The sequence below is a fragment of the Tritonibacter aquimaris genome, from assembly GCF_009617595.1.
Classification (GTDB): Bacteria; Pseudomonadota; Alphaproteobacteria; order Rhodobacterales; family Rhodobacteraceae; genus Epibacterium; species Epibacterium aquimaris.
Genome location: NZ_WIXK01000010.1, coordinates 60554 through 80539 on the forward strand (window position 1 = coordinate 60554; position 19986 = coordinate 80539).

The following is a 19986-nucleotide window of genomic DNA, read 5'->3' on the forward strand; positions in this document are numbered from 1 at the left end:
GTAAAAGGTCACAATCCCCAGGACGCACATTTGCGATCGATGGTTTTACGTGAAACACCAAGACGGCGCGCGGCCTCAGCGCGGTTGCCCTCACAGGCGTCCAACACATGCATAATGTGGCGCTGTGTAACAAGATCAAGCGATTCAATCGCCGCCTGCCCGGTCACCTCACCCTGGCCCGAAAACTCTTCCGGGAATTCGCCCAGGATCATCGAGCGTTCAATCAGATTGCGCAGCTCACGCACATTGCCAGGCCAGTCATAGCGGCTGAACTTCAGCAAGGTCTCTTCGTTCAGCGCCATAGGTGGCATGCCCAGCGTGGTTGAGAACTGCTCCATAAAAAAGGCTGCAAGTTCAACAATATCCTCCACCCGATCCTTGAGCGGCGGCATTTCTATCTGAACCACATTGATACGGTGATAAAGATCCGCGCGAAAACGCCCCTCGCGCACCGCCGCTTCGAGATCCGCATTTGTGGCAAAAAGAAAACGCAGATTGAGCGGGATATCACGCTCTGCCCCAACCGGGCGTACCCGCTGGTCTTCTAGCACGCGCAACAGCGCGGCTTGGACCTGCTCCGGCATCTGCGCGACCTCATCAAGAAACAAGGTGCCGCCGTCTGCGTGCATAAACAGGCCACCCTGCGCACTGTTTTGCCCATCGGCCTGACCAAACAGTTCATGCGCGATGCGATCGGCTGCAATGGCGGCGCAGTTCACCGCGACAAATGGTTTGGACGCGCGATCAGACAGCGAATGCAGCGTGCGTGCCGCAATCTCTTTGCCGGTCCCGCTTGCCCCGGTAAACAGCACCGGAGTGGGCAGTGGCGCCAGTCGGCGCAGCATACCACGCGCCTTGTTGATGACGGCGGATTTGCCCAGCAGACGCCCACGCGTCGCCCCTCCCTCAACCGAGAGCTCATGTTTCAGCAGGTAGTTTTCGCGGCGCAGATATTTACGATCCAACGCCCGCGCGACTGAGTTCAGGATCTGATTGGCCCGAAAGGGCTTCAGAACAAAATCGGCAACACCAGAACGCAATGCCTGAATGGCGGTTTCCAGATCCGCATAGGCGGTGACCAGTATCGTGTCGGCGAACAGGCCAACCTTATGCTGCTCTTGCACCCACTCGAGACCGGTTTTGCCAGGCATGATATTGTCGAGGATCACCAGATCAAAATGGCTCTGATCCAAAATCGCCGTCGCCTCCGCAGCTGAGGCCGCCTGCTCTACCCGCTTGCACCGCGGTTCAAGGATTTTGGACATGAAATTGCGCATGCCCGGTTCGTCATCGATGATCAGAATCGATGCGCCTACAAGACTGTCGCCATATTCGTCACGCGGTGCTGGGGCTTGCATCAATGCTCTTCACTCAACCGCACAGCATCGCCCGACAACCGGTCAGCTGCCGAAAAACCGATTTCATCGAGCAAAAAATCCGCAGCCACAGCAATCAGGAAAATGGCAGCAAACCCGGTAAACATCACTTTCATCTGTTCCATCCCTCAATGGATGCCATGCCTGTATCTGACCGAAATACATCAGCCTGAAATACACATGGCGCAATTGGACATACTAGCCTAGGCAGCGCGCCAAACAAAGGCCAGCGCGCTGCAAATTCGCACAGGCTTTTACTCAGCTGCATGGCGTGCTGCAGCCTTAGATTTTTCTTCTTCCAGCCAGATAGAGTGGTGCTGATGTGCCCAGGCTTCATCCACCTCACCGCTGCCCATGGCGTCGTATGCACCTTCCATACCAACAGAGCCGATATAGATATGGGCAATCACAATCGCCATCAGCACAAAGGCCACAATCGCGTGCCACAGCTGCGCAAGCTGCATTTCTTCCTGCGGTGCAAGGCTGGTTGGCAATGTCCCAAGACCAACAAGTTCAGGCACACCCGTTGTGTTGAGGAAGGCAAAGGTCTTGGCAAAAAGCGGTAGCTCATACGGGAACAACAGCGACACGCCCGAGATCGCGATAGAGCCACCAAACAGGATCACCGACCAGAAAATCACCTTTTGGCCCGCATTGAATTTCTTTGCAGGCGGGTGGTTTTTACCAATGATGCCGCCAAACTGCTTGATCCAGACAATATCACCGCGGCTGGGAATATTGTGACCAACCCACATGAAAAACACCATCAGCAGCGCCAGCATAAAGGCCCAGGATACATTGTTGTGGATCCATTTTCCGCCAATCAGCAGGACCGAATTCGCCTCATGTCCCAAAAGCGGTATGATCCCCACCCGACCAAACAGGGTAAAAAGACCAGTAACTCCAAGCAGGATAAAGGAGCCCGCCAACATCCAATGGGCAAAGCGTTCAATCGCCTTGAACCGTGTGACGGTCTTGCCAGTGCTTTCACCGTCGACACCAATACGACCACGCAGCAGGTAAAATACAACCAGCGCGCCCAATGTGCCGATCAACAACCAGCCGCCATAGCTGCGCAGTGGCCCGTCGCGAAACATTAGCCAGCGCATGCCGCCGTCCTGGATAAGAACGCTTGCCACGTCGCCACCGGCGGATACGCGCACGTCAGCCGTATCATAGCGCAGCGCGCGCCAAACTTCGGAATCTGACACGCCACCAAGGGTGCCAAGCTGATCCGTCGTCGCTGCCGCCTGATCCGGGTTGCCCACATTGTTGCGCCGGAAACCATCGTCCAGCTGCAGCTGCTGTTGACGCGCGAGAATGTCGTCAAGCGTCTGCGCCCCGCCAGTGGCAGAACGATCCGGCGTGGATTGAGCCAAAGCAGGCACCGACACCAAAGCGGTCAAAGCCGCCCAGAGAAGTGCAAAAGCAATGCGCAGCATCGGCACACTCCTTTAGATATATATGAGTTGTAACTTTAGTGACGCGAAATGGCCCGGCGAACCCGGGCCATCGCTTGTCGTTTAAAAGGCCTTAGCCGCCTTTTTGATCGTAGGCGGTTCCCCAGCCCCAGGCACCAGTGCCAAAGCCACGGGCAACCACACGTTCGCGGTACACCGCAGAAACGGTATCACCGTCACCAGCAAGCAGCGCCTTGGTGGAACACATCTCTGCACAGATCGGCAGCTTGCCTTCCGCAATACGGTTGCGCCCGTATTTCTGGAATTCCGCTGCAGAGTTGTTCTCCTCTGGACCGCCCGCGCAGAAGGTACATTTGTCCATCTTGCCACGGCTGCCAAAATTACCCGCCTGCGGATACTGCGGCGCGCCAAACGGGCACGCGTAGAAACAGTAACCACAACCGATGCAGAGGTCTTTGGAGTGCAGAACCACACCCTCTTCAGACTGATAGAAACAATCTACCGGGCAGACCGCCATACAGGGCGCATCCGAACAATGCATACAGGCGACAGAGATCGACCGTTCGCCGGGGTAACCATCATTGATGGTTACCACACGACGGCGGTTGATGCCCCAAGGCACCTCATGCTCGTTCTTACAAGCGGTGACACAGGCGTTGCATTCGATGCAGCGTTCAGCGTCACACAGGAACTTAGCTCTTGCCATCTTGGTTTCTCCTTATGCTGCGCTGATCTTGCAGAGAGTACATTTCGTCTCCTGCATCTGCGTGACTGAGTCATACCCGTAGGTCTGCGCGGTGTTGGTGCTTTCACCCAAGACATAGGGGTCAGCGCCTTCCGGATACTTGTGACGCAGGTCTTCGCCCTGGAAGTGCCCACCAAAGTGGAACGGCATGAACGCCACACCTTCACCAACACGGGGGGTTACCATGGCCATCACTTTGACCTTGCCACCCTCAGGGCCTTCAACCCAGACCTGCGCACCATCGCGTACACCCAGATCATTGGCGTCACGTGGGTTGATCTCCACAAACATGTCCTGCTGAAGTTCCGCCAACCAAGGGTTGGAACGGGTCTCTTCACCACCACCTTCATATTCAACCAGACGGCCGGAGGTCAGGATAATCGGGTAATCCTTGGACACATCCTTTTTCTGGATCGAGGCATAAAGGGTCGGCAGACGATAGTCTTTGCGGTCCTCATACGTGGGGTAGTCCGCAACCAGATCACGACGATTGGTATAAAGCGGCTCACGGTGGATCGGAATTGGATCCGGGAAGGTCCAGACAACCGCACGGGCCTTGGCGTTGCCAAAAGGCGCACACTCATGCTTGATCGCAACACGCTGGATACCGCCTGAAAGGTCGGTTTTCCAGTTGGTTTTGGGTCCCGCAACCGCATCAATGCTTGCGCGTTCTTCTGCGGTCAGATCACCATCCCAGCCAAGATCCATCAGCATCTGCATGGTAAACTCGGGATAGCCGTCCTTGATCTCGGAGTTCTTGGAATAAACCCCTTCGGCCAACAGGTTCTCACCATCACGTTCCACACCAAAACGCGCGCGGAATGTCAGGCCACCCTCAGACACAGGCTGTGACATGTCATAGAGGTTCGGCGTGCCCGGGTGGTTCATCTCTGGCGTGCCCCAGCAGGGCCACGGCAAACCGTAGTAATCCCCATGTGCCGGACCACCAACCGCGCGCAGCGTGGTTTTGTCAAAGGTGTGCTGGTTCTCCATATGCAGTTTGATCCGCTCCGGAGACTGACCGGTATAACCAACGGTCCACATGCCGCGATTGAACTCGCGGGTGATGCTTTCGATGTTGGGGGTCTCGTCGTCTTCCATCTCGATATTGCGGAACAGACGATCTGCAAAACCGAACTTCTTGGCAAACTTCGCAATGATGATGTGATCAGGCTTGGATTCAAACAGTGGATCCACCACCTTTTCACGCCACTGCAGCGAGCGGTTGGACGCGGTGACCGAGCCACGGGTTTCAAACTGCGTTGAAGCTGGCAGCAGATAAACCCCATCGGTGCGATCATGCAAAATCGCCGAAACTGTTGGATACGGGTCGATCACGACCAGCATGTCCAGTTTCTCCATGGCGGTTTTCATTTCCGTCATACGCGTCTGCGAGTTCGGCGCGTGTCCCCAAAGAACCATGGCCCGAACATTGTTGGGCTGGTCGATGTTTGCACCATCTTCCAAGACACCGTCGATCCAGCGGCTCACCGGGATACCCTTGAGGTTCTGCATCGACTTTTCTTTGCCGTCAGCCCCCTTGATGGAGCCAAAGCGGTTGGACAGCCACTCGCCATCTTCACCCCAGACACGGCCCCAATGCGCCCATGCGCCTCCGGTCAGGCCATAGTAGCCCGGCAGAGTGTGGGACAGAACGCCAAGGTCGGTTGCGCCCTGCACGTTGTCGTGGCCACGGAAGATATTGGTGCCACCACCCGAGGTGCCCATGTTGCCCAGCGCCAGCTGCAGCACACAATAGGCACGGGTGTTGTTGTTACCGGTGGTGTGCTGTGTGCCACCCATACACCAGATCACGGTGCCGGGACGGTTGTTCACAAGCGTATGAGCCACGCGACGCAGCTGCTCACCCGGTGCGCCAGTGACGCGCTCGACCTCTTCGGGGTTCCATTTCTTTACCTCGGTGCGGATCTGGTCCATGCCCCAAACACGGGTGCGGATGAACTCTTTGTCTTCCCAACCGTTTTCAAAGATGTGCCACAGCAGCCCCCAGACCAGCGCCACATCGGTGCCGGGACGGAACCGCACATATTCGTCCGCATGGGCCGCAGTGCGGGTAAAGCGCGGATCACATACGATCAATGGCGCGTTGTTTTGCTCTTTGGCCTTCAGCACGTGCTGCAGCGATACCGGGTGTGCTTCAGCAGGGTTACCACCAATGATAAAGATCGCACGCGAATTGTGGATGTCGTTGTAGCTGTTGGTCATGGCGCCGTAGCCCCATGTATTGGCAACACCCGCAACCGTGGTTGAGTGACAGATCCGCGCCTGGTGATCGACGTTATTGGTGCCCCAATAGGCGGCAAATTTGCGGAACAGATAGGCCTGTTCGTTGCTGTGTTTGGCCGAACCCAGCCAATACACACTGTCGGATCCGCTTTCTTCGCGGATCTGCATCATCTGGTCGCCCACCTCATCGATGGCCTGCTCCCAGGAGATGCGCTTCCATTCGCCACCCTCTTTTTTCATCGGGTACTTCAGGCGGCGTTCACCGTGAGCATGTTCGCGCACAGAGGCACCTTTGGCGCAATGCGCACCCAGGTTGAACGGGCTGTCCCAGCCGGGCTCTTGCCCAACCCAGACACCACCCTGCACCTCGGCCACAACGGTGCAGCCAACGGAACAGTGGGTACAAACGGATTTAACTGTATTCATCGCGCCGGTTGCAGCCGCGGCCGCATTGGCCTGTGTTACGCTGCCGCCTGTAGCGCTGATAGCAGCCAAGCCACCAATGGCGAGGCCGGATCCACGCAGAAATGCACGGCGGTCAACGGATGTTTCCGCAACCTTGGACAGGATACTTGTCCGCTGGGGGCGTTTCGCAACCCCGTTGGTCTTTTTCCTAAGCATTTTAAACCTCCCTAGCTGTCCCGATCGGGATTGCTCGGTTTGAATGTTGAACCGCGCGGCGGGTGGGCGTTTCGCAACCAGATGCCAGCGGCTGGGGTTAGGCTCAGCGCCCGGCTCTCAGATCAGAACCGGATGCTTTCGTAATAGGCACGGGTATGTGCAGTATCTTGCATCTTGTCAGACGCCAGATCAGGCTCCGCAGGCGCTGCCGCCGCGTCCGAACCGCTTGTGGCCACCGCAACGGCTGCCACTGGGGCGGTTGTTGCCGCCAGTTTCAAAAAGTCACGACGACTGCTGCCGTTCTCTGCCTTCTTGCTCATCTGTGATCCTCCTCCTGTTGGTTTTCGGCTCACGCTTCATTTGGAAAGGCTGCTGCCTCTCCGGTTTTGCGCATCATTGCGCGCTCATCCGAAAGGCTTCTGTTTCAATCTCCATGAACACCCGCCCCACATGGGCAACTGAGGCATAAAAGACCGAAGCTTTGGCACCTTCGAGATCACTGAAAAAATGCCCAGCCCAGGGCGCGATGTGTTTGTTAAAAAACACCTTCTGATCGGAAAGCGGCGCAGCAGTGCCAAACCGGCCCACAATCAACGCCCCCATCATCTCCATTAAAGAAGCGATATTGTCTTCGGGTTCATAAACGTTTTGCGCCCGTTCCATGCCGCGCGCGACCATATCCTGACGCAGTGCCGCCAAGGGTTTTTCATTCAAAAAACCGGTCAGATAGTAGCTGGCATAGGGCAACAGCTCCCCACGGCCGAGGCCGATGAACAGCTTGTTGAATTCACGTTCCACCCCATCCGGACGGGTCTTTTGGGCAACTTTTGCCAATGCGCTCACAGCCTGGCCAAGCGGGCTGTCATCGCCGCTCAGACCCGCGGTTTGATCCAGCAACATCTGTTCGGGCGGCCCCGAGAGCAACAGGCCCAGAAAATTATAGAGATCCGCACGCAAACGGTCTTCTTCGGCAATCTTTGGGCTTTCGGCCACTGCAGTCATCGCTGTTTCCCTCCTCAGCTCACGGGCGCGTCGCCAACCGGCGCATTGTCAAATTGAAAACGCATACGCCCCATCACCACCGGAAGCGCCTCTTCCTCAAAGGGGTCAGCAGGCGCTGGTGTGGCTGGCTCGGCCGTGGTGATTTTGTCGTCCATCACGTCTTCGCCCGCCGCGCCTGACGTTCCTGGCGTGTCTGACGTGTCGTCTAGGATCGGATCCTCTGGCGCAGCCTCAGCCGTCGCGAGATCTTCGCTGGCAGGCTGTTCCAACGCCTTGCGCGCCAGCTCTTCGACGTGGGCGCGCATACCTTTGCCAACCTGGTAGGCGGTTTCCATCCCCTCAACGACCAGGGCCGCATCGGTGAAATCCTCGCCGTAATCCACCAGGCCATCGATATTGGCCAGCACCGGGTTCACCCGCCACAAACGGCGCAAAGCACGGGTGCGGATACGTGATGGCACCGCTTTGTTCAAAAACACTTTGAAATTATCGCCCTCTCCCAATGTGTCAGGATCGGGAAGGTCCAGCTTGGTCAGGATCTCTTCATCGCTCAGCTCATGAAGCTCCTGCTCGCGCAGCTCTTCTTCAACCTGCTGCGTTGCGACCTCATCTGCCTTGGCCTCTGCTTCGACGGCTTCTTTCCGACGCGCCCAGAACGTGCTCATTGCAAACGCTCCTTTCGCAGCTGACCCGGGGCGCGGTACACATCCGCAACCTGCTTGATCCGCACATCGCCAATACCGTCCTCAGCGTCCCCAACGGTACGTTTGTCGCGACGGCGTTTTTTGAACTCTTCGTGCACAAAATGGGCGTTGGTAAATTCACGCACCCAAGCCACCAAACCATCCGGCATTGGGATCTTTTCGACCAGATCCTCACCGCTGTCGGCGTAATCCTGCGCCTCATACGGAGATGCGGTCACCAATGTCACCTCAAGCGGCGGATCTTGGGATGTATCTTCGCGCATCACCACATAAACGCTTGGCGGGGTAGCCGTGAGACCCGTTTTATAGGCTTCAGCCTCGGCGCGGTGCAGTTCAAGCGGCACGGTGGCGGCGTGATATTCCCGCGCCTCCCCTTCTTCGCGCATCAGTTGCCATTGCGCAGGCCCAGCGCCGGGCAAAACCGCAACCACTTTCCACACCCATTTCGCCCACCGTGTTACCCCCGGCACGCGACGGACAACAACGCCAAGCAGCATGGTTTCACATTTCTCAAAATCTCGGGCCAAATTTCGGGCTCTCCAAAAGTTCCGACAATATTGCCGCACCCGGACAAGCCGCCAAAACCACCAAATCAGCGCCAGCGGGGTTTTTCGACATTTTTGGACAAATTGGGCAGCTCGGAATACCGCCGCATGCAAGGCCGGACGAAAAGTCTAATTCGAGTGTTTTTCTAGGTTTAAAAAAACACCCCTCAGAAACCGAATCACTGGGCTTTCCAGAGCCACTGTTCGATCAATTTCGCCGCTTGAAAACGGTTTACGCCGTCCCAGAATCAGGTGTAGCAAGGATGAGAAACGCCTGTGTATTCGCCACTCAACCAGCCCAAAATCCAGCGAGGAATAAATGGATAAACCTTTGATTTTGTGTGATTGTTCTGGAACACTGTCGATAGACGCCGACCGTCTATCAACCACAACCAACCGCACATGTTCCAAGGTACACACGGCGCTGTGCGGCGATGAAATTGAACTGGCTGCCCAGCATCTGGCACAGGGTGAGGCAACAATTTGTTGCACCCAGGAAAGCCGGGTTTTCACCGAATTGGCCGCCGAGATTGAGAGCGCCGAGCCCCTGTTTCTCGACCTGCGTGACCGGGCCGGGTGGAGCGCTGATAGCGGTGATGCACTACCCAAAATGTCCGCGCTTGTTGCTGAAAGCGCCCTAACTGTCCCGGCAATGAAGACGCTGGATGTGCATTCTCATGGTCTTTGCCTGATCATTGGCCCATCTGAAACTGCGCTCCCCGCAGCCGAACGCCTGAAAGACACGCTGGGGGTAACAGTCCTTTTGAGCGACATGGGTGACGCGCCGCTGCATCGTGATTTTGATGTGATCCGCGGCCAGCTGCATCAGGCCAAAGGCGCGCTTGGACAATTTGTCGTGCGCATTGATGCCCTGTCACAACTGGATATCACCGGCCGCAGCTGGGAGTGGACAGCGCCGCGCGATGGTGGCCAATCGGAATGCGACATCATACTCGATCTCACCGGTGGCACCCCGCTATTTCCGGCCCCCGAAAAACGCGAGGGCTACCTGCGCCCCGCCCCCAAAAGCCCGCAGGCTGTGGCAGATGCCATCCTGACCGCAAGCCAGCTCATCGGCACCTTTGAAAAGCCGCTCTACATTCGCAATGAACCGCTGCTGTGCGCCCATTCCCGTGCCAGCCAGGATGGCTGCAGCCGCTGTCTGGATGTCTGCCCCACCGGTGCAATCATTTCTGATGGCGAACATGTCAGCATTGATCCGATGGTCTGCGCGGGCTGCGGCTCCTGCGCAAGCCTGTGCCCCTCTGGCGCGCTGACCTATGATGCGCCGCCCACCGAAAGCCTGTTTGTGCGCATCCAGACCCTCGCAAAATCCTATCTCGCCGCAGGTGGCCAAAACCCGCGCCTTTTGGTGGTCAACACCCACGGCACCGAAATGATCCAGATGAGCGCACGGTTTGGCCGGGGCCTGCCCGTTGATGTGATCCCAATGGAGGTTGAAGCGCTCAACAGCTTTGGGCACGCAGAAATTCTTGCGGCATTGGCGGCGGGGTTTGCCAAGGTGGATATCCTGCTTTCTCCCAAGGTGGAGCGTGACGTGCAGCTCTATGAGCTGGAGCTGGCCCAGGCTATCGCGGGCGAAACAAAAGCCGCGATCCTTGATCTAGCGGATCCCGACGCGCTGTCTGACGCCCTGTTTGACGCTGAATTCCCGGCGGCGCTTGATACGCCCATCCGCCCGATTGGCACCCGCCGCCAGATCACCCGGCAAGCCGCCAAAGCACTACAGCCCGATGCCCAGAGCCTGCCGCTGCCAGAAAAAGCCCCCTATGGCGCGGTGCTTGTTGATACTGACGCCTGCTCGCTTTGTCTGTCCTGTGTGTCGCTTTGCCCATCTGGGGCGCTGCTCGACAACGAAGACAAACCCCAGCTGCGCTTCCAAGAAGACGCCTGCCTGCAATGCGGTCTCTGCGCCACCGCCTGCCCCGAGGATGCGATCGCCTATGAGCCGCGCCTCAACCTCGCCCCGGCAGCGCTGTCGCAAGAGATCCTGAACGAGGAAGAACCGTTTGAATGTGTTGAATGCGGCACCCCATTTGGCGTGAAATCCACCATTGAAAAAGTAATGGCGAAACTGGCAGGCAACCACGCCATGTTTGCCAACCCCGCGGCCGCGCGCATGATCCAGATGTGTGACAATTGCCGCGTTGCCGCCCAGTATCACCAGCACTCCGCGCCCATGGCCGGCGCCCCCCGCCCCAAAGTGCGCACAACTGATGACTATCTCAGCAAGCGCCGCGATCATTAACCCCTTTCACTGCAGGCCCCGCCAAGCTGATCACCGGTTCTTTGATGGTGACATTGCGTCAAGTGGCGAAGCCTGGCCTGCAGTGTTACGGTAGCAATAGCGAAACCTGCGTGCCTTCGCGCAGAGCAAAAGACCAAAGGAGCAGACCACGTGTCCGTTACCCGTGAAACAATCCTCGAAACCCTGAAAACCCTGTCTGACCCCAGTTCTGGTCAGGACATCGTGGCCGCAGGGATCGTACGCGCCCTCAACGTTGAAGCTGACAACGTGCGCTTTGTGTTGGAAATCGATCCCGCAAAAGCCGAGATCTATGAGCCGATCCGCGCCGAGGCCGAAACCAAGGTAAAAGCCCTTGCAGGGGTCAGCGCCGTCTCTGCCATGATGACCGCGCACACCACCAAAGCGCCGCCCCCAGATCTAAAGCCCTCGCGCCCGGCTGAACCCAAAGGCCCGCAGAAAATCCCCGGCGTTGCGCGCATCATCGCGGTGGCCTCTGGCAAGGGTGGCGTTGGCAAATCAACCGTATCCGCCAACCTCGCCTGTGCGTTGGCGCAGGCTGGCAAACGGGTGGGTCTGCTGGATGCTGATGTCTATGGCCCGTCACAGCCCCGCATGCTGGGAGTTTCCGGCCGCCCTGCAAGCCCGGATGGCAAAACCATCCTGCCGCTGCGCAACCACGGTGTGACCATGATGTCGATGGGGCTTATGACCAATGACGATCAGGCTGTGGTCTGGCGTGGACCGATGCTTATGGGCGCGCTGCAACAGATGCTGATGCAGGTACAATGGGGCGCGCTGGATGTGTTGATCGTGGATCTGCCGCCCGGCACCGGCGACGTGCAAATGACCCTGAGCCAAAAAGCACAGGTCGATGGCGCGATTGTCGTCTCTACCCCGCAGGATGTGGCGCTGATTGATGCGCGCAAAGGCATCGACATGTTCCAGAAACTCAATGTGCCAATCGTTGGCATGATTGAAAACATGTCGACCCATATCTGCTCCAAATGCGGCCATGAAGAGCATCTGTTTGGCCACGGCGGCGTTGCGGCTGAGGCTGACAAACTCGGCGTGCCGCTTCTGGCCGAAGTGCCTCTGCATCTGGATGTCCGTGTTGCCGCGGATGGTGGCGCGCCCATCGTGGTGTCAAAACCTGACAGCCCGCAGGCGCGCGTGTTCCAGCAGATCGCCGAAGATCTGATCGCGAAAGAGCAGGTATGAGCGCACCAACCTTTCCACCTTTGATGTCAGGGCATGCGGTTGATGGTCAGGACGCACCGTTTGATATCGCCTGTCAGAAGGCGGTTTTAGGCTGTGACGCAGGGCTGGTTGTCTACAACCTTGGCACCGATCGTCTGGCAGCAGCATTGGTGCTCGCCCCCGAGGTGGCGCTGCACAAGGCCATGGCGATGCTGCCCGCCTGTGGTGTTGGCTTTCAGAACGCATTGGGCGCGCTGGCCCCGCCAGAGGTCGCCGTGCATCTGGAATGGGACGGCACCATCCGTGTCAATGGCGCGCGCTGCGGCAGCCTGCAGATCGCGGCCAGTGATCCAAACCCCGATGCGGTGCCGGATTGGCTGGTCATTGGCCTCTCGCTACGGCTTTGGCCCAACTCTGATGACACCGGGCTCACCCCGGATGACACCGCGCTTTATGCCGAGGGCTGCGCCGAGGTCAAAGCGCCAGAGCTGCTGGAAGCCTGGGCGCGCCACTGCCTGCACTGGATCTCCCGCTGGGCAGAGCCTGATGGCGCCAAAGCCCTGCATGGGGAATGGCGTGGTCTGGCCCAGGGCATCGGCGAAGACATCACCCAAAACGGCCAGACCGGAACCTTCCTTGGCGTCGACGAAGACTTTGGCATGTTGCTGCGCAAGGGCGACACCACCGGGCTTTTGCCCCTCACCAGCCTGTTGGAGGACTGAGCAATGCAATTGGCCCGTGCCATTCATTTTGACGAAAGCGATCTCAATGTCTTTGCCACCCCGGCCCGTACTGGCGAATGGTGCCTGTCTGGCGGGTTTGAATTTTCGAACTGGAGCGAAGGCGATCTGGTTGGCAAACAGCGTCAGGCCTTTGCCAACGGCTGGATGGGGCTCGAAACCGGGGGACGCGTGACCTTTGTTGCGGTGACCCAGATCGAGCCGCAGGAATTTGACACGCTGGTGGATCTGCTGGCGCAGCATTTTGTGCAGCTTTACGGCGCCCCAAACATCGAAGCCGCCCGCCCCGTGGCCAAAGAAGAGCTGCAGCAAATGGCGGAGCTCTGCGAAGACCACGCGCCCAACACATTGCTGACGCTGACCCGCGAGATGTCAGAGGCTGGCATCAAAGAAAGCTTCCGCGCGATTGAAGCACAATCCGCAGGGCTGGAGCAATTTGCCATCCACGCCACCCCGGACAGCTAAACATACAAAAAAAGCCCCCGAAACATATCGGGGGCTTTTTGTTCATCATGGCGCTTATTGTTTGGCGTTGAACACAAACAGTGTCTCGCCATTGATTTTATAGCTATTGATCAGCTCTTTGGCCGTGTCTGAAACCAGCCAGGTTTCAAGCTTTGCTGCCAGATCATTTTTCACATGCGCATGTTTTTCCGGGTTCACCGGCAGGAACGCATATTGGTTAAACAGCACGGGATCCCCCGCATAAAGCAGCGCAAGATTGCCCTTGTTGCCAAAGTTCAACCAGCTCGCCCGATCCGACATGATATAGGCGTCCATCCCCGAAGCGGTGTTCAGCGCAGCCCCCATACCGGCACCAACGGCGCGATACCAACTGCCAAACGCACCCGCATCAAGACCGGCAGACGACCAGAGACCCAACTCTTTTTTATGGGTGCCGCTGTCATCGCCGCGGCTGACAAACGCAGCCTCAGCTGTGGCGATTTTCTGCAGCGCATCCGCCGCAGTTGTTGCACCGCCAAGCGCTGCATCATCACCCTTGGGGCCAATGAACACAAAATCATTATACATGATCTCACGACGATGGGTGCCGTGGCCTGCCGCCAGGAAGGCCTCTTCGGCTGCCTTGGAATGCACAAGGATCGCATCCACATCACCGGCTTCACCCAGCCGGATTGCCTGACCGGTGCCAACCACCAACAGCTGCACCTCGATCCCGGTGTCTTGCTGGATCACCGGCAGCAGGATTTCTGCCAGACCAGAGTTGTGAAACGACGTGGTCACCGCCAGTTTCATCTCTTGCGCCACTGCAGCACCATTTAATGCCAGCGCCACAAACGCGCCCCACAGCAGGTTCTTCATTCGATGATGTCTCCTCTTAAAAACGCGCATCCCTCAGGGGTTTTTGGCCCCGCAAAAAAATCACTGGCCAACTGATGTTCCTGGATTTCACCACGGGCAACCAGCACGATCTCCGTCGCCAGTCGCTGCGCCTGACCCAGATTATGGGTCGACATCACCAGCCGGGTGCCATCCTGCACCGCCTCTTGCAGCAGCGCCTCAATCTCGCGGGTGGCGCGCCCATCAAGCGAGGCGCAGGGTTCATCCAGAAACAGCACTTCTGGCTTGCGAATGAGCGCGCGCGCCAGCGCAAGCTTCTGTCGTTCACCCCCCGAAAGCACCGTGGCCGAACGTTCCGCCGCAGCCTCAAGCCCGATGCGTTTAACCCAGTCAAAGGCTCGGGCGCGCGCGTCTTTGCGCGAGATCCCCACAAGACGCAGCGGATAGGCCACGTTTTCCACCACAGTTCGGCGCATCATCACCGGTTGCTGGAACACAAACGCCTGATGTTTGTGGGCGTCTTCCATTGCGCAGTTCCAGCGCAGCTCACCGCTGCTCAACCGCGACAGACCATGCAGCATCTTCAAAAGCGAGGTCTTGCCCGCGCCGTTGGGGCCAATCACAATCGTCGCGCCCTCACCTTCGAGGCGCAGATCAACCGGGCCCACCAGGCGTTTTCCGCGTCGGCGCACCGTGGCCGCAGTGGCAATCATCGGCAACAAACTCATCACCAGCGCCCCGTGCGTTCGGTCTGCCCCAGCCAGTGGATACAGAGGTTTACAATCACTGCCATGGCGATCAGCACAAACCCAAGCCCCAGCGCGAGGGCAAATTCCCCCTTACCGGTCTCAAGCGCAATCGCCGTGGTCAAGACCCGGGTGTGATGGTCGATGTTGCCACCGACAACCATAATGGCACCAACTTCACCAATGGCACGGCCAAAGCCCGCCAAAGCCGCCGTTAACAGCGCGCGCCGCCCATCCCACAACAGCGTCATCACCCGCTGGCGCTGGGTTGTATGCAGCGAAATCAGCAGATCGTGGTAGTCGCTCCACAACTCACGCAGGGACTGATGCGCGATTGAGGCAATGAGCGGCACAATAATCACCACCTGGGCAATGATCATCGCCGTTGGGGTAAACAGCAGGCCAAACACACCAAACGGCCCGGCCCGTGACAGCATCACATAGACAATCAACCCCACCACCACTGGTGGCAACCCCATCAGCGCATTCAGCACCGCAATGGTTGGACGCCGCCAGCGAAACCGGCGCACCGCCAACACAGCCGCCAAAGGCAGCGCAATCAAAGACCCAATGAGCAATGCCGAAAGTGTTACACGCAATGAACGCAGGGTGATCTCAACCAGATCACCATCCAGCGTCAGCACCAGCCAGATGGCCTGCGCGATTCCATCCCACAATTCCGTCATTCCGGCTGTTGCTCCTCAACTGGCTGCTTATGGTTAACGGTCAAAAACTGTCTTTTGATGCAAACCACAGGGGCTGCGCAGAAAAAAGACACAAAATACCACCGCACGCCAGATTTGACAGAATGTCCGACGCTTGCTTTGTGACCCGATACAGAAGGGTCATCCTGTCCAATGCAGTCCTAACAGCCCTTGGCCCTATTCAAACCAGCGGGCCCAGCCTTCTAGGTAATATCCAACCAAAGCATGAGATTGCAGCTGGTTTATCTCAACTGGCAGGGCACCAGTGTCTGGCCCAAACACCTGCGCCTGCTGCCAGGTTTCAGGCGTCAGATAGCGCAGACCTTCCGGCAGAACTGCCACCTCTTTTGCAGCATAAGGCGCAGCCATAACAAAGCCCCAGTCGCCAAAGCTTGGCACATAGGCGTGGTAAGGCAACGTCCAAAGCCCCGCGCCCGGCCGTACCGGATTGCGCGCCGCAGCCAGGGTTGCCCGCACCGACCAAAACGCCTCGCGCGCATAAAACGGTGATCCCGCTTGTGTGACCATCACCCCACGCGGGCTCAGCCGCTCCATCAGCAGGCTGTAAAAGGCGCGGCTATATAGTTTGGACAGTGCAAGGTTCTTAGGGTCTGGCAGATCAATAATGATCACGTCGAACTGCGCCGTCTCATGTTCTACAAACTGCCAGGCATCCCCGTTTTTCACTGTGACACGTGAATCACGCAAGGCACCGTTGTTCAGTGCTGCCATATCATCATTGCGGTGGAAAATTTCGGTCACTTTGGGATCCAGATCCACCAGCGTGACCCGCTCTACGTCAGCCCAGCGCAACACTTCGCGCGCGGCCATGCCATCACCACCGCCAAGGATTAGCACATCCGCGCGACGGCTGGCTTGTGCCATGGCGGGATGCACCAGCGTCTCGTGGTAGCGGTATTCATCGAAACTGTCGAACTGGATCGAATGATCCAGAAACAGGCGCACGCGGTCGCGAAATCGGGTCACGGTTACCTGTTGATAAGCTGTTGTCTCGCTAAAGATAATATCGTCTTCATAAAGCGCGGCCTCGGCCACATTCACCAGCCGTTCAGACTGCCACAGCCCCGCGCCCGTCAGCATCAAGGCAAGCCCCCAGACCCCCCATTGGCTGCGCATGGTTTCAGGGCGAAACAGCCACAAAGACAAGCCAGCAACACAGAGGTTCAGCGCCCCAAACACAAGGCTTGCCGACATCAGTCCAAGCTGCGGCACGATCAAAAGCGGAAAGGCGACAGAGGCTGCAAGCGCGCCCACATAATCCACGCTAAGCACATTCTCAAAGCGGAACTCCGGCACGCCGATGTCTTTCAGCGCGCGGGCAATCAGCGGGATTTCCATCCCCGACAGGATCCCCACCAGGATCAAAAGCCCAAACAGCGGCAGCGCCACCGCCCCCGTCCACGCATAGGCGTAAAACACAATCGGCGCGAGAAAGCCGCCCGCAATCCCCAATAGGATCTGCGCCCAGATAAAGCCGCGCAGCGCGTGGGTGACAAAACGCGACAGATACGCGCCCACGCCCATCGCCGACAGGAATACCCCAATCACCAATGAAAACTGGCGCACACTATCACCCAGAAGGTAGCTCGACAGTGTTGCCGCAATAAGTTCGTAAATCAGCCCGGCCACCGCCACCAGAAAGGTGGCAAGCAGCAGCCAGATCTCACGCCCGCGCGCAGGCGTTTGCGTCATGATAGGATCACGGCCGCAATGATGATGGCAATGGCGATGTAAAGCATCCCGATCAACACGGCGAGCGCCATGTTCTGATCCTGTTCAATCTCTTTCAGGATCGGGAAAGGGGTGATCCAATCAATCACCTTCCAGACCACAAACATCAGCACAATGCCGATGAAGGTGTAAAAAATGGTGCTGACAACCTCGGTCAGCTCGATGGCGGAAAAAAGATCCATTACCTTCTCCGTTATTTGACGTTGCCACTGAACCCGCGGCCACCGCTGGCGGCCCGGATCGAGTTAGAGACATCCCGGCTTTCGCCACCGATGCCGTGATATGACAGATAGCTGGCCCCGGCCACCGTGGTGGTGGCCATGATCAGAAAGATGATGCGAAACAGGTTCATATTCAGTCCTCATCCGTCCAATCGCTGCGACGCCAACGGGCTTTGTGATGGCGGTTGGCCCGCAGCCACGGCCAGGCCGCAACGCCGCCAAACCCCAAAGCCGCCAGCATCAACCAACCCACATGCATAATTCCCGAACGCACTGTCAGGCCCAATTCGGTCCACCCGCGTGGTTTGCTTGCGCCGCTAGCGCGCCAGACTTCTTCGCTATCGAGGTCAAGATAAAGCACATAATCACCACTCACCGGGGCGCGAAAACTCAGCTGGGCGCTGTTGCGGCCTTCGCTCCAGTTTCCATCTGCATCACGTCCGCTGTAGCGTTCAACCGCCCGGCCTGCTGTAAACAGAACCTCATCCTCGGGCGATGTGATTTCCAACTCGAACCCTGACCAGGTGTTTACCCCGTTCCCGCTGAGCGTCAGTTCAACCAGCTCGCCTGCTTTGAGGTTCTGCAATGGAGCCTGATAGGGCAGTTCCGCCCGGCTGATTGCGTAATCCGCATAAACCTCGCGCCCGGTCTGCGTGCTCAATACAAACAACACAAGGACACAGATCACCGCATAGATCGCGCTGGCACTTTGCAAAAACTTGCTGTTGGGGCCCTGTTTGAACGGCTGCAGCGGATGCACCCTGCCCGGTTTCAGCTTGAGACCTGGACCAAATCCTTGGGCAATGTCATCTGCACTCAGATAGGTGGTCAACGTCACTTCGCGCTCAGACCCCGTTTGGGAAAACGAGAGCATCTGCGTGTCGCTCATTGCTGAGACGGTCAAGGTTTTATCGTGTTTCCGAGGCTGCCAGGAGAACTCCCCTTCGGCATAATTGATTTCGCTCTCGGTGGTCTCATAGTAGTTATAGCGCCCGCCCCCCGCATAGACCACAGGACGGGTTTCGGCCCGTTCGACCCAATCTGGCGACATCCAGGTTATGGGTCTGCGAAAGCGGCGACTAAAGGTGCAATGCCCCTCTTCCAGCGTGATCCAAGCGTAGCCATGCGTAGGCGAGTAAAGCTGGTGATCGAGCCAGGCCCAGCTGCGCCCGTTCCAATACTCTACATGTTCCAAAAGCCCGATGACCGTATATTGCACGCCCTTGATTTCGCCAATGGTGCCAATGGGAAAGGGCGTCTTGGGGCGGGGTTTGTCGTTAAAGCGTTTGAGCGCGCGGTAATCATCCGTCGCGTCAAGTTCAGTACCGCAATAGGGGCAGATATGGGTGGTGACACGGCCACCGCCCAAAACATCCAATCCCGCGCCACAGGCGGTGCAATTGATTGATTTTACATCATTGTTCAGTGTCATCTGATGACCCGCACATCAAACGGGTCGAACCAGTGACCAATGTACCAATCCCGCTGACGCCCCTCTTCTTCCATCGACAGCAGGCGTCCGTCTTCGCCCTGAAGGTTCCAGTATCTATAGGTCTGGCCAATGTTCAGTGGTTCATCGAAACTGCCACGCAGCGCCACGCATTCTGCCCCCGACTGCTCCACCACATCAAAACGGGTGCCGTCATAGCTGCAGCTGCTGCCGAGATTTAGATAGCCATCGTAGCGGGGCCATTTTGAGGCTGGAATTTCTTCCTGCAGGATGATGTCACCCTCATCGACGGAAATCCAATGGGGGTCGCCCGCGTGATCCAGGGCGCAGAATTCATCCCAGGTGCCACGACCATAGGAAAATCGCGCATGGCCCACGATTGAAAACTGCAGGCTGCGCAATTCGACCTGATCGCCAAGGCCAAAAAGCATGGGCACATCATGCATCACCCCCTGCTCACCGGCGACCCGCGCCGCCTGATCTGACAGAAACAGAGTTGTGCCACAGGAATTGCAGGTGATCATTTTGATCGATCTAAAAGCCGGTGAAACGGTATCGCCGCAATTGGGACATTGGAAATCAAGCATAATGGATCTGGGGCTCAATGAAATCTGGCCTGCTCTCTAGATAGACACTGACCTTAAGATGTCAAAGCCCAAACTGTTGCGTGGGGAGCGCGCGGTGCCCCCGCAACACGTTTCGCAGCGAAACCTAGGCGTGTATATCGCTGCGGAAAATCACCCTTATGTCTACTCAACCATCGCCTTTGACCCAAACCCACTGCACGCGGTTTGCACCAGGTCGCGCAGCATCGGAAAAAATATGAGATAGGGGCGTTACTTTTGCATCCGTTAGCGCTAACTGTCAGTCAACCTTACGATAACTGATTCGCGGTTATCGGAAACCAACCATCGTACTGGCCCGGCCTATGATATACTGCGCTT

The 19986-nt window shown here is 57.6% G+C and carries 21 protein-coding genes; 4 read left to right on the forward strand and 17 right to left on the reverse strand.

Annotation, left to right across the window (positions count from 1 at the left end):
• Positions 1 to 8 precede the first annotated feature (8 nt).
• From GG681_RS15600 to GG681_RS15635, 9 genes are all read right to left on the reverse strand, one after another.
• The gene (locus GG681_RS15600) at positions 9 to 1358 is read right to left on the reverse strand and encodes a sigma-54-dependent transcriptional regulator (RefSeq protein WP_153548962.1); all 1350 of its coding nucleotides are present in this window, start codon (positions 1356 to 1358) and stop codon (positions 9 to 11) included.
• On the reverse strand, positions 1358 to 1492 hold the full coding sequence (locus tag GG681_RS18035) for a hypothetical protein (RefSeq protein WP_268969012.1): 135 nt from the start codon (positions 1490 to 1492) through the stop codon (positions 1358 to 1360). Before GG681_RS18035 ends, GG681_RS15600 begins: the two co-directional genes overlap by 1 nt.
• A gap of 138 nt (positions 1493 to 1630) precedes the next feature.
• A complete protein-coding gene (locus GG681_RS15605) occupies positions 1631 to 2818 on the reverse strand; it encodes a formate dehydrogenase subunit gamma (protein WP_153548963.1) in 1188 nt (395 codons plus the stop codon).
• Positions 2819 to 2909: 91 nt separating this feature from the next.
• Complete coding sequence (gene fdh3B, locus GG681_RS15610) at positions 2910 to 3503, reverse strand: formate dehydrogenase FDH3 subunit beta (protein ID WP_153548964.1); 594 nt, start codon at positions 3501 to 3503, stop codon at positions 2910 to 2912.
• Positions 3504 to 3515: 12 nt separating this feature from the next.
• The gene (locus GG681_RS15615) at positions 3516 to 6410 is read right to left on the reverse strand and encodes a formate dehydrogenase subunit alpha (protein WP_153548965.1); all 2895 of its coding nucleotides are present in this window, start codon (positions 6408 to 6410) and stop codon (positions 3516 to 3518) included.
• Between the two features lie 122 nt (positions 6411 to 6532).
• A complete protein-coding gene (locus GG681_RS15620; protein WP_153548966.1) occupies positions 6533 to 6730 on the reverse strand; it encodes a twin-arginine translocation signal domain-containing protein in 198 nt (65 codons plus the stop codon).
• A gap of 73 nt (positions 6731 to 6803) precedes the next feature.
• Positions 6804 to 7412: a TorD/DmsD family molecular chaperone gene (locus tag GG681_RS15625; RefSeq protein WP_153548967.1), complete on the reverse strand. Its 609-nt coding sequence runs from the start codon at positions 7410 to 7412 to the stop codon at positions 6804 to 6806.
• Positions 7413 to 7426: 14 nt separating this feature from the next.
• The gene (locus GG681_RS15630; RefSeq protein WP_153548968.1) at positions 7427 to 8077 is read right to left on the reverse strand and encodes a DUF3306 domain-containing protein; all 651 of its coding nucleotides are present in this window, start codon (positions 8075 to 8077) and stop codon (positions 7427 to 7429) included.
• Entirely contained in the window at positions 8074 to 8613 is a 540-nt protein-coding gene (locus GG681_RS15635; RefSeq protein WP_153548999.1) for a DUF3305 domain-containing protein, read from the reverse strand. The genes GG681_RS15630 and GG681_RS15635 overlap by 4 nt, the downstream gene beginning before the upstream one ends.
• 367 nt (positions 8614 to 8980) lie before the next feature.
• On the opposite strand from GG681_RS15635, the gene GG681_RS15640 reads away from it, so the two are divergent.
• From GG681_RS15640 to GG681_RS15655, 4 genes are all read left to right on the forward strand, one after another.
• Positions 8981 to 10930 (forward strand): 4Fe-4S binding protein, encoded by a 1950-nt coding sequence (locus GG681_RS15640; protein WP_153548969.1) that lies wholly within the window; start codon positions 8981 to 8983, stop codon positions 10928 to 10930.
• A gap of 150 nt (positions 10931 to 11080) precedes the next feature.
• Complete coding sequence (gene apbC, locus GG681_RS15645) at positions 11081 to 12148, forward strand: iron-sulfur cluster carrier protein ApbC (protein WP_328593417.1); 1068 nt, start codon at positions 11081 to 11083, stop codon at positions 12146 to 12148.
• Complete coding sequence (locus GG681_RS15650) at positions 12145 to 12849, forward strand: biotin/lipoate--protein ligase family protein (RefSeq protein WP_153548971.1); 705 nt, start codon at positions 12145 to 12147, stop codon at positions 12847 to 12849. The genes apbC and GG681_RS15650 overlap by 4 nt, the downstream gene beginning before the upstream one ends.
• 3 nt (positions 12850 to 12852) lie before the next feature.
• Positions 12853 to 13332 carry a DUF6505 family protein gene (locus GG681_RS15655; protein WP_153548972.1) on the forward strand — a complete coding sequence of 160 codons (480 nt, stop codon included), beginning with the start codon at positions 12853 to 12855 and terminating at the stop codon, positions 13330 to 13332.
• 54 nt (positions 13333 to 13386) lie between these two features.
• Here GG681_RS15655 and GG681_RS15660 read toward each other — a convergent pair whose 3' ends face one another.
• The 8 genes from GG681_RS15660 to GG681_RS15690 all read right to left on the reverse strand — a co-directional run bounded on the left by GG681_RS15660 (position 13387) and on the right by GG681_RS15690 (position 19566).
• Positions 13387 to 14190: a substrate-binding domain-containing protein gene (locus tag GG681_RS15660; protein WP_153548973.1), complete on the reverse strand. Its 804-nt coding sequence runs from the start codon at positions 14188 to 14190 to the stop codon at positions 13387 to 13389.
• On the reverse strand, positions 14187 to 14897 hold the full coding sequence (locus GG681_RS15665) for an ATP-binding cassette domain-containing protein (protein WP_153548974.1): 711 nt from the start codon (positions 14895 to 14897) through the stop codon (positions 14187 to 14189). The genes GG681_RS15660 and GG681_RS15665 overlap by 4 nt, the downstream gene beginning before the upstream one ends.
• Positions 14897 to 15601: an ABC transporter permease gene (locus GG681_RS15670; RefSeq protein ID WP_153548975.1), complete on the reverse strand. Its 705-nt coding sequence runs from the start codon at positions 15599 to 15601 to the stop codon at positions 14897 to 14899. Before GG681_RS15670 ends, GG681_RS15665 begins: the two co-directional genes overlap by 1 nt.
• Positions 15602 to 15796: 195 nt before the next feature.
• A complete protein-coding gene (locus tag GG681_RS15675) occupies positions 15797 to 17332 on the reverse strand; it encodes a polyamine aminopropyltransferase (RefSeq protein ID WP_153548976.1) in 1536 nt (511 codons plus the stop codon).
• Positions 17329 to 17553, reverse strand: a complete 225-nt coding sequence (locus GG681_RS15680; RefSeq protein WP_153548977.1) for a DUF350 domain-containing protein — start codon at positions 17551 to 17553, stop codon at positions 17329 to 17331. Before GG681_RS15680 ends, GG681_RS15675 begins: the two co-directional genes overlap by 4 nt.
• 11 nt (positions 17554 to 17564) lie before the next feature.
• Complete coding sequence (locus GG681_RS17725) at positions 17565 to 17723, reverse strand: hypothetical protein (RefSeq protein WP_194287203.1); 159 nt, start codon at positions 17721 to 17723, stop codon at positions 17565 to 17567.
• 2 nt (positions 17724 to 17725) lie between these two features.
• Positions 17726 to 19024 carry a DUF4178 domain-containing protein gene (locus tag GG681_RS15685; RefSeq protein ID WP_153548978.1) on the reverse strand — a complete coding sequence of 433 codons (1299 nt, stop codon included), beginning with the start codon at positions 19022 to 19024 and terminating at the stop codon, positions 17726 to 17728.
• Entirely contained in the window at positions 19021 to 19566 is a 546-nt protein-coding gene (locus GG681_RS15690; RefSeq protein ID WP_235900009.1) for a DUF4178 domain-containing protein, read from the reverse strand. Before GG681_RS15690 ends, GG681_RS15685 begins: the two co-directional genes overlap by 4 nt.
• Positions 19567 to 19986 lie beyond the last annotated feature (420 nt).

What these genes read in the sequence shown, in the direction of transcription:
- GG681_RS15600 (WP_153548962.1), bottom strand. Translation starts at nt 1,358, where the DNA reads ATGCAAGCCCCAGCACCGCGTGACGAATATGGCGACAGTCTTGTAGGC.
- GG681_RS18035 (WP_268969012.1), bottom strand. Translation starts at nt 1,492, where the DNA reads ATGAAAGTGATGTTTACCGGGTTTGCTGCCATTTTCCTGATTGCTGTG.
- GG681_RS15605 (WP_153548963.1), bottom strand. Translation starts at nt 2,818, where the DNA reads ATGCTGCGCATTGCTTTTGCACTTCTCTGGGCGGCTTTGACCGCTTTG.
- fdh3B (WP_153548964.1), bottom strand. Translation starts at nt 3,503, where the DNA reads ATGGCAAGAGCTAAGTTCCTGTGTGACGCTGAACGCTGCATCGAATGC.
- GG681_RS15615 (WP_153548965.1), bottom strand. Translation starts at nt 6,410, where the DNA reads ATGCTTAGGAAAAAGACCAACGGGGTTGCGAAACGCCCCCAGCGGACA.
- GG681_RS15620 (WP_153548966.1), bottom strand. Translation starts at nt 6,730, where the DNA reads ATGAGCAAGAAGGCAGAGAACGGCAGCAGTCGTCGTGACTTTTTGAAA.
- GG681_RS15625 (WP_153548967.1), bottom strand. Translation starts at nt 7,412, where the DNA reads ATGACTGCAGTGGCCGAAAGCCCAAAGATTGCCGAAGAAGACCGTTTG.
- GG681_RS15630 (WP_153548968.1), bottom strand. Translation starts at nt 8,077, where the DNA reads ATGAGCACGTTCTGGGCGCGTCGGAAAGAAGCCGTCGAAGCAGAGGCC.
- GG681_RS15635 (WP_153548999.1), bottom strand. Translation starts at nt 8,613, where the DNA reads ATGCTGCTTGGCGTTGTTGTCCGTCGCGTGCCGGGGGTAACACGGTGG.
- GG681_RS15640 (WP_153548969.1), top strand. Translation starts at nt 8,981, where the DNA reads ATGGATAAACCTTTGATTTTGTGTGATTGTTCTGGAACACTGTCGATA.
- GG681_RS15650 (WP_153548971.1), top strand. Translation starts at nt 12,145, where the DNA reads ATGAGCGCACCAACCTTTCCACCTTTGATGTCAGGGCATGCGGTTGAT.
- GG681_RS15655 (WP_153548972.1), top strand. Translation starts at nt 12,853, where the DNA reads ATGCAATTGGCCCGTGCCATTCATTTTGACGAAAGCGATCTCAATGTC.
- GG681_RS15660 (WP_153548973.1), bottom strand. Translation starts at nt 14,190, where the DNA reads ATGAAGAACCTGCTGTGGGGCGCGTTTGTGGCGCTGGCATTAAATGGT.
- GG681_RS15665 (WP_153548974.1), bottom strand. Translation starts at nt 14,897, where the DNA reads ATGAGTTTGTTGCCGATGATTGCCACTGCGGCCACGGTGCGCCGACGC.
- GG681_RS15670 (WP_153548975.1), bottom strand. Translation starts at nt 15,601, where the DNA reads ATGACGGAATTGTGGGATGGAATCGCGCAGGCCATCTGGCTGGTGCTG.
- GG681_RS15675 (WP_153548976.1), bottom strand. Translation starts at nt 17,332, where the DNA reads ATGACGCAAACGCCTGCGCGCGGGCGTGAGATCTGGCTGCTGCTTGCC.
- GG681_RS15680 (WP_153548977.1), bottom strand. Translation starts at nt 17,553, where the DNA reads ATGGATCTTTTTTCCGCCATCGAGCTGACCGAGGTTGTCAGCACCATT.
- GG681_RS17725 (WP_194287203.1), bottom strand. Translation starts at nt 17,723, where the DNA reads ATGAACCTGTTTCGCATCATCTTTCTGATCATGGCCACCACCACGGTG.
- GG681_RS15685 (WP_153548978.1), bottom strand. Translation starts at nt 19,024, where the DNA reads ATGACACTGAACAATGATGTAAAATCAATCAATTGCACCGCCTGTGGC.
- GG681_RS15690 (WP_235900009.1), bottom strand. Translation starts at nt 19,566, where the DNA reads ATGATCACCTGCAATTCCTGTGGCACAACTCTGTTTCTGTCAGATCAG.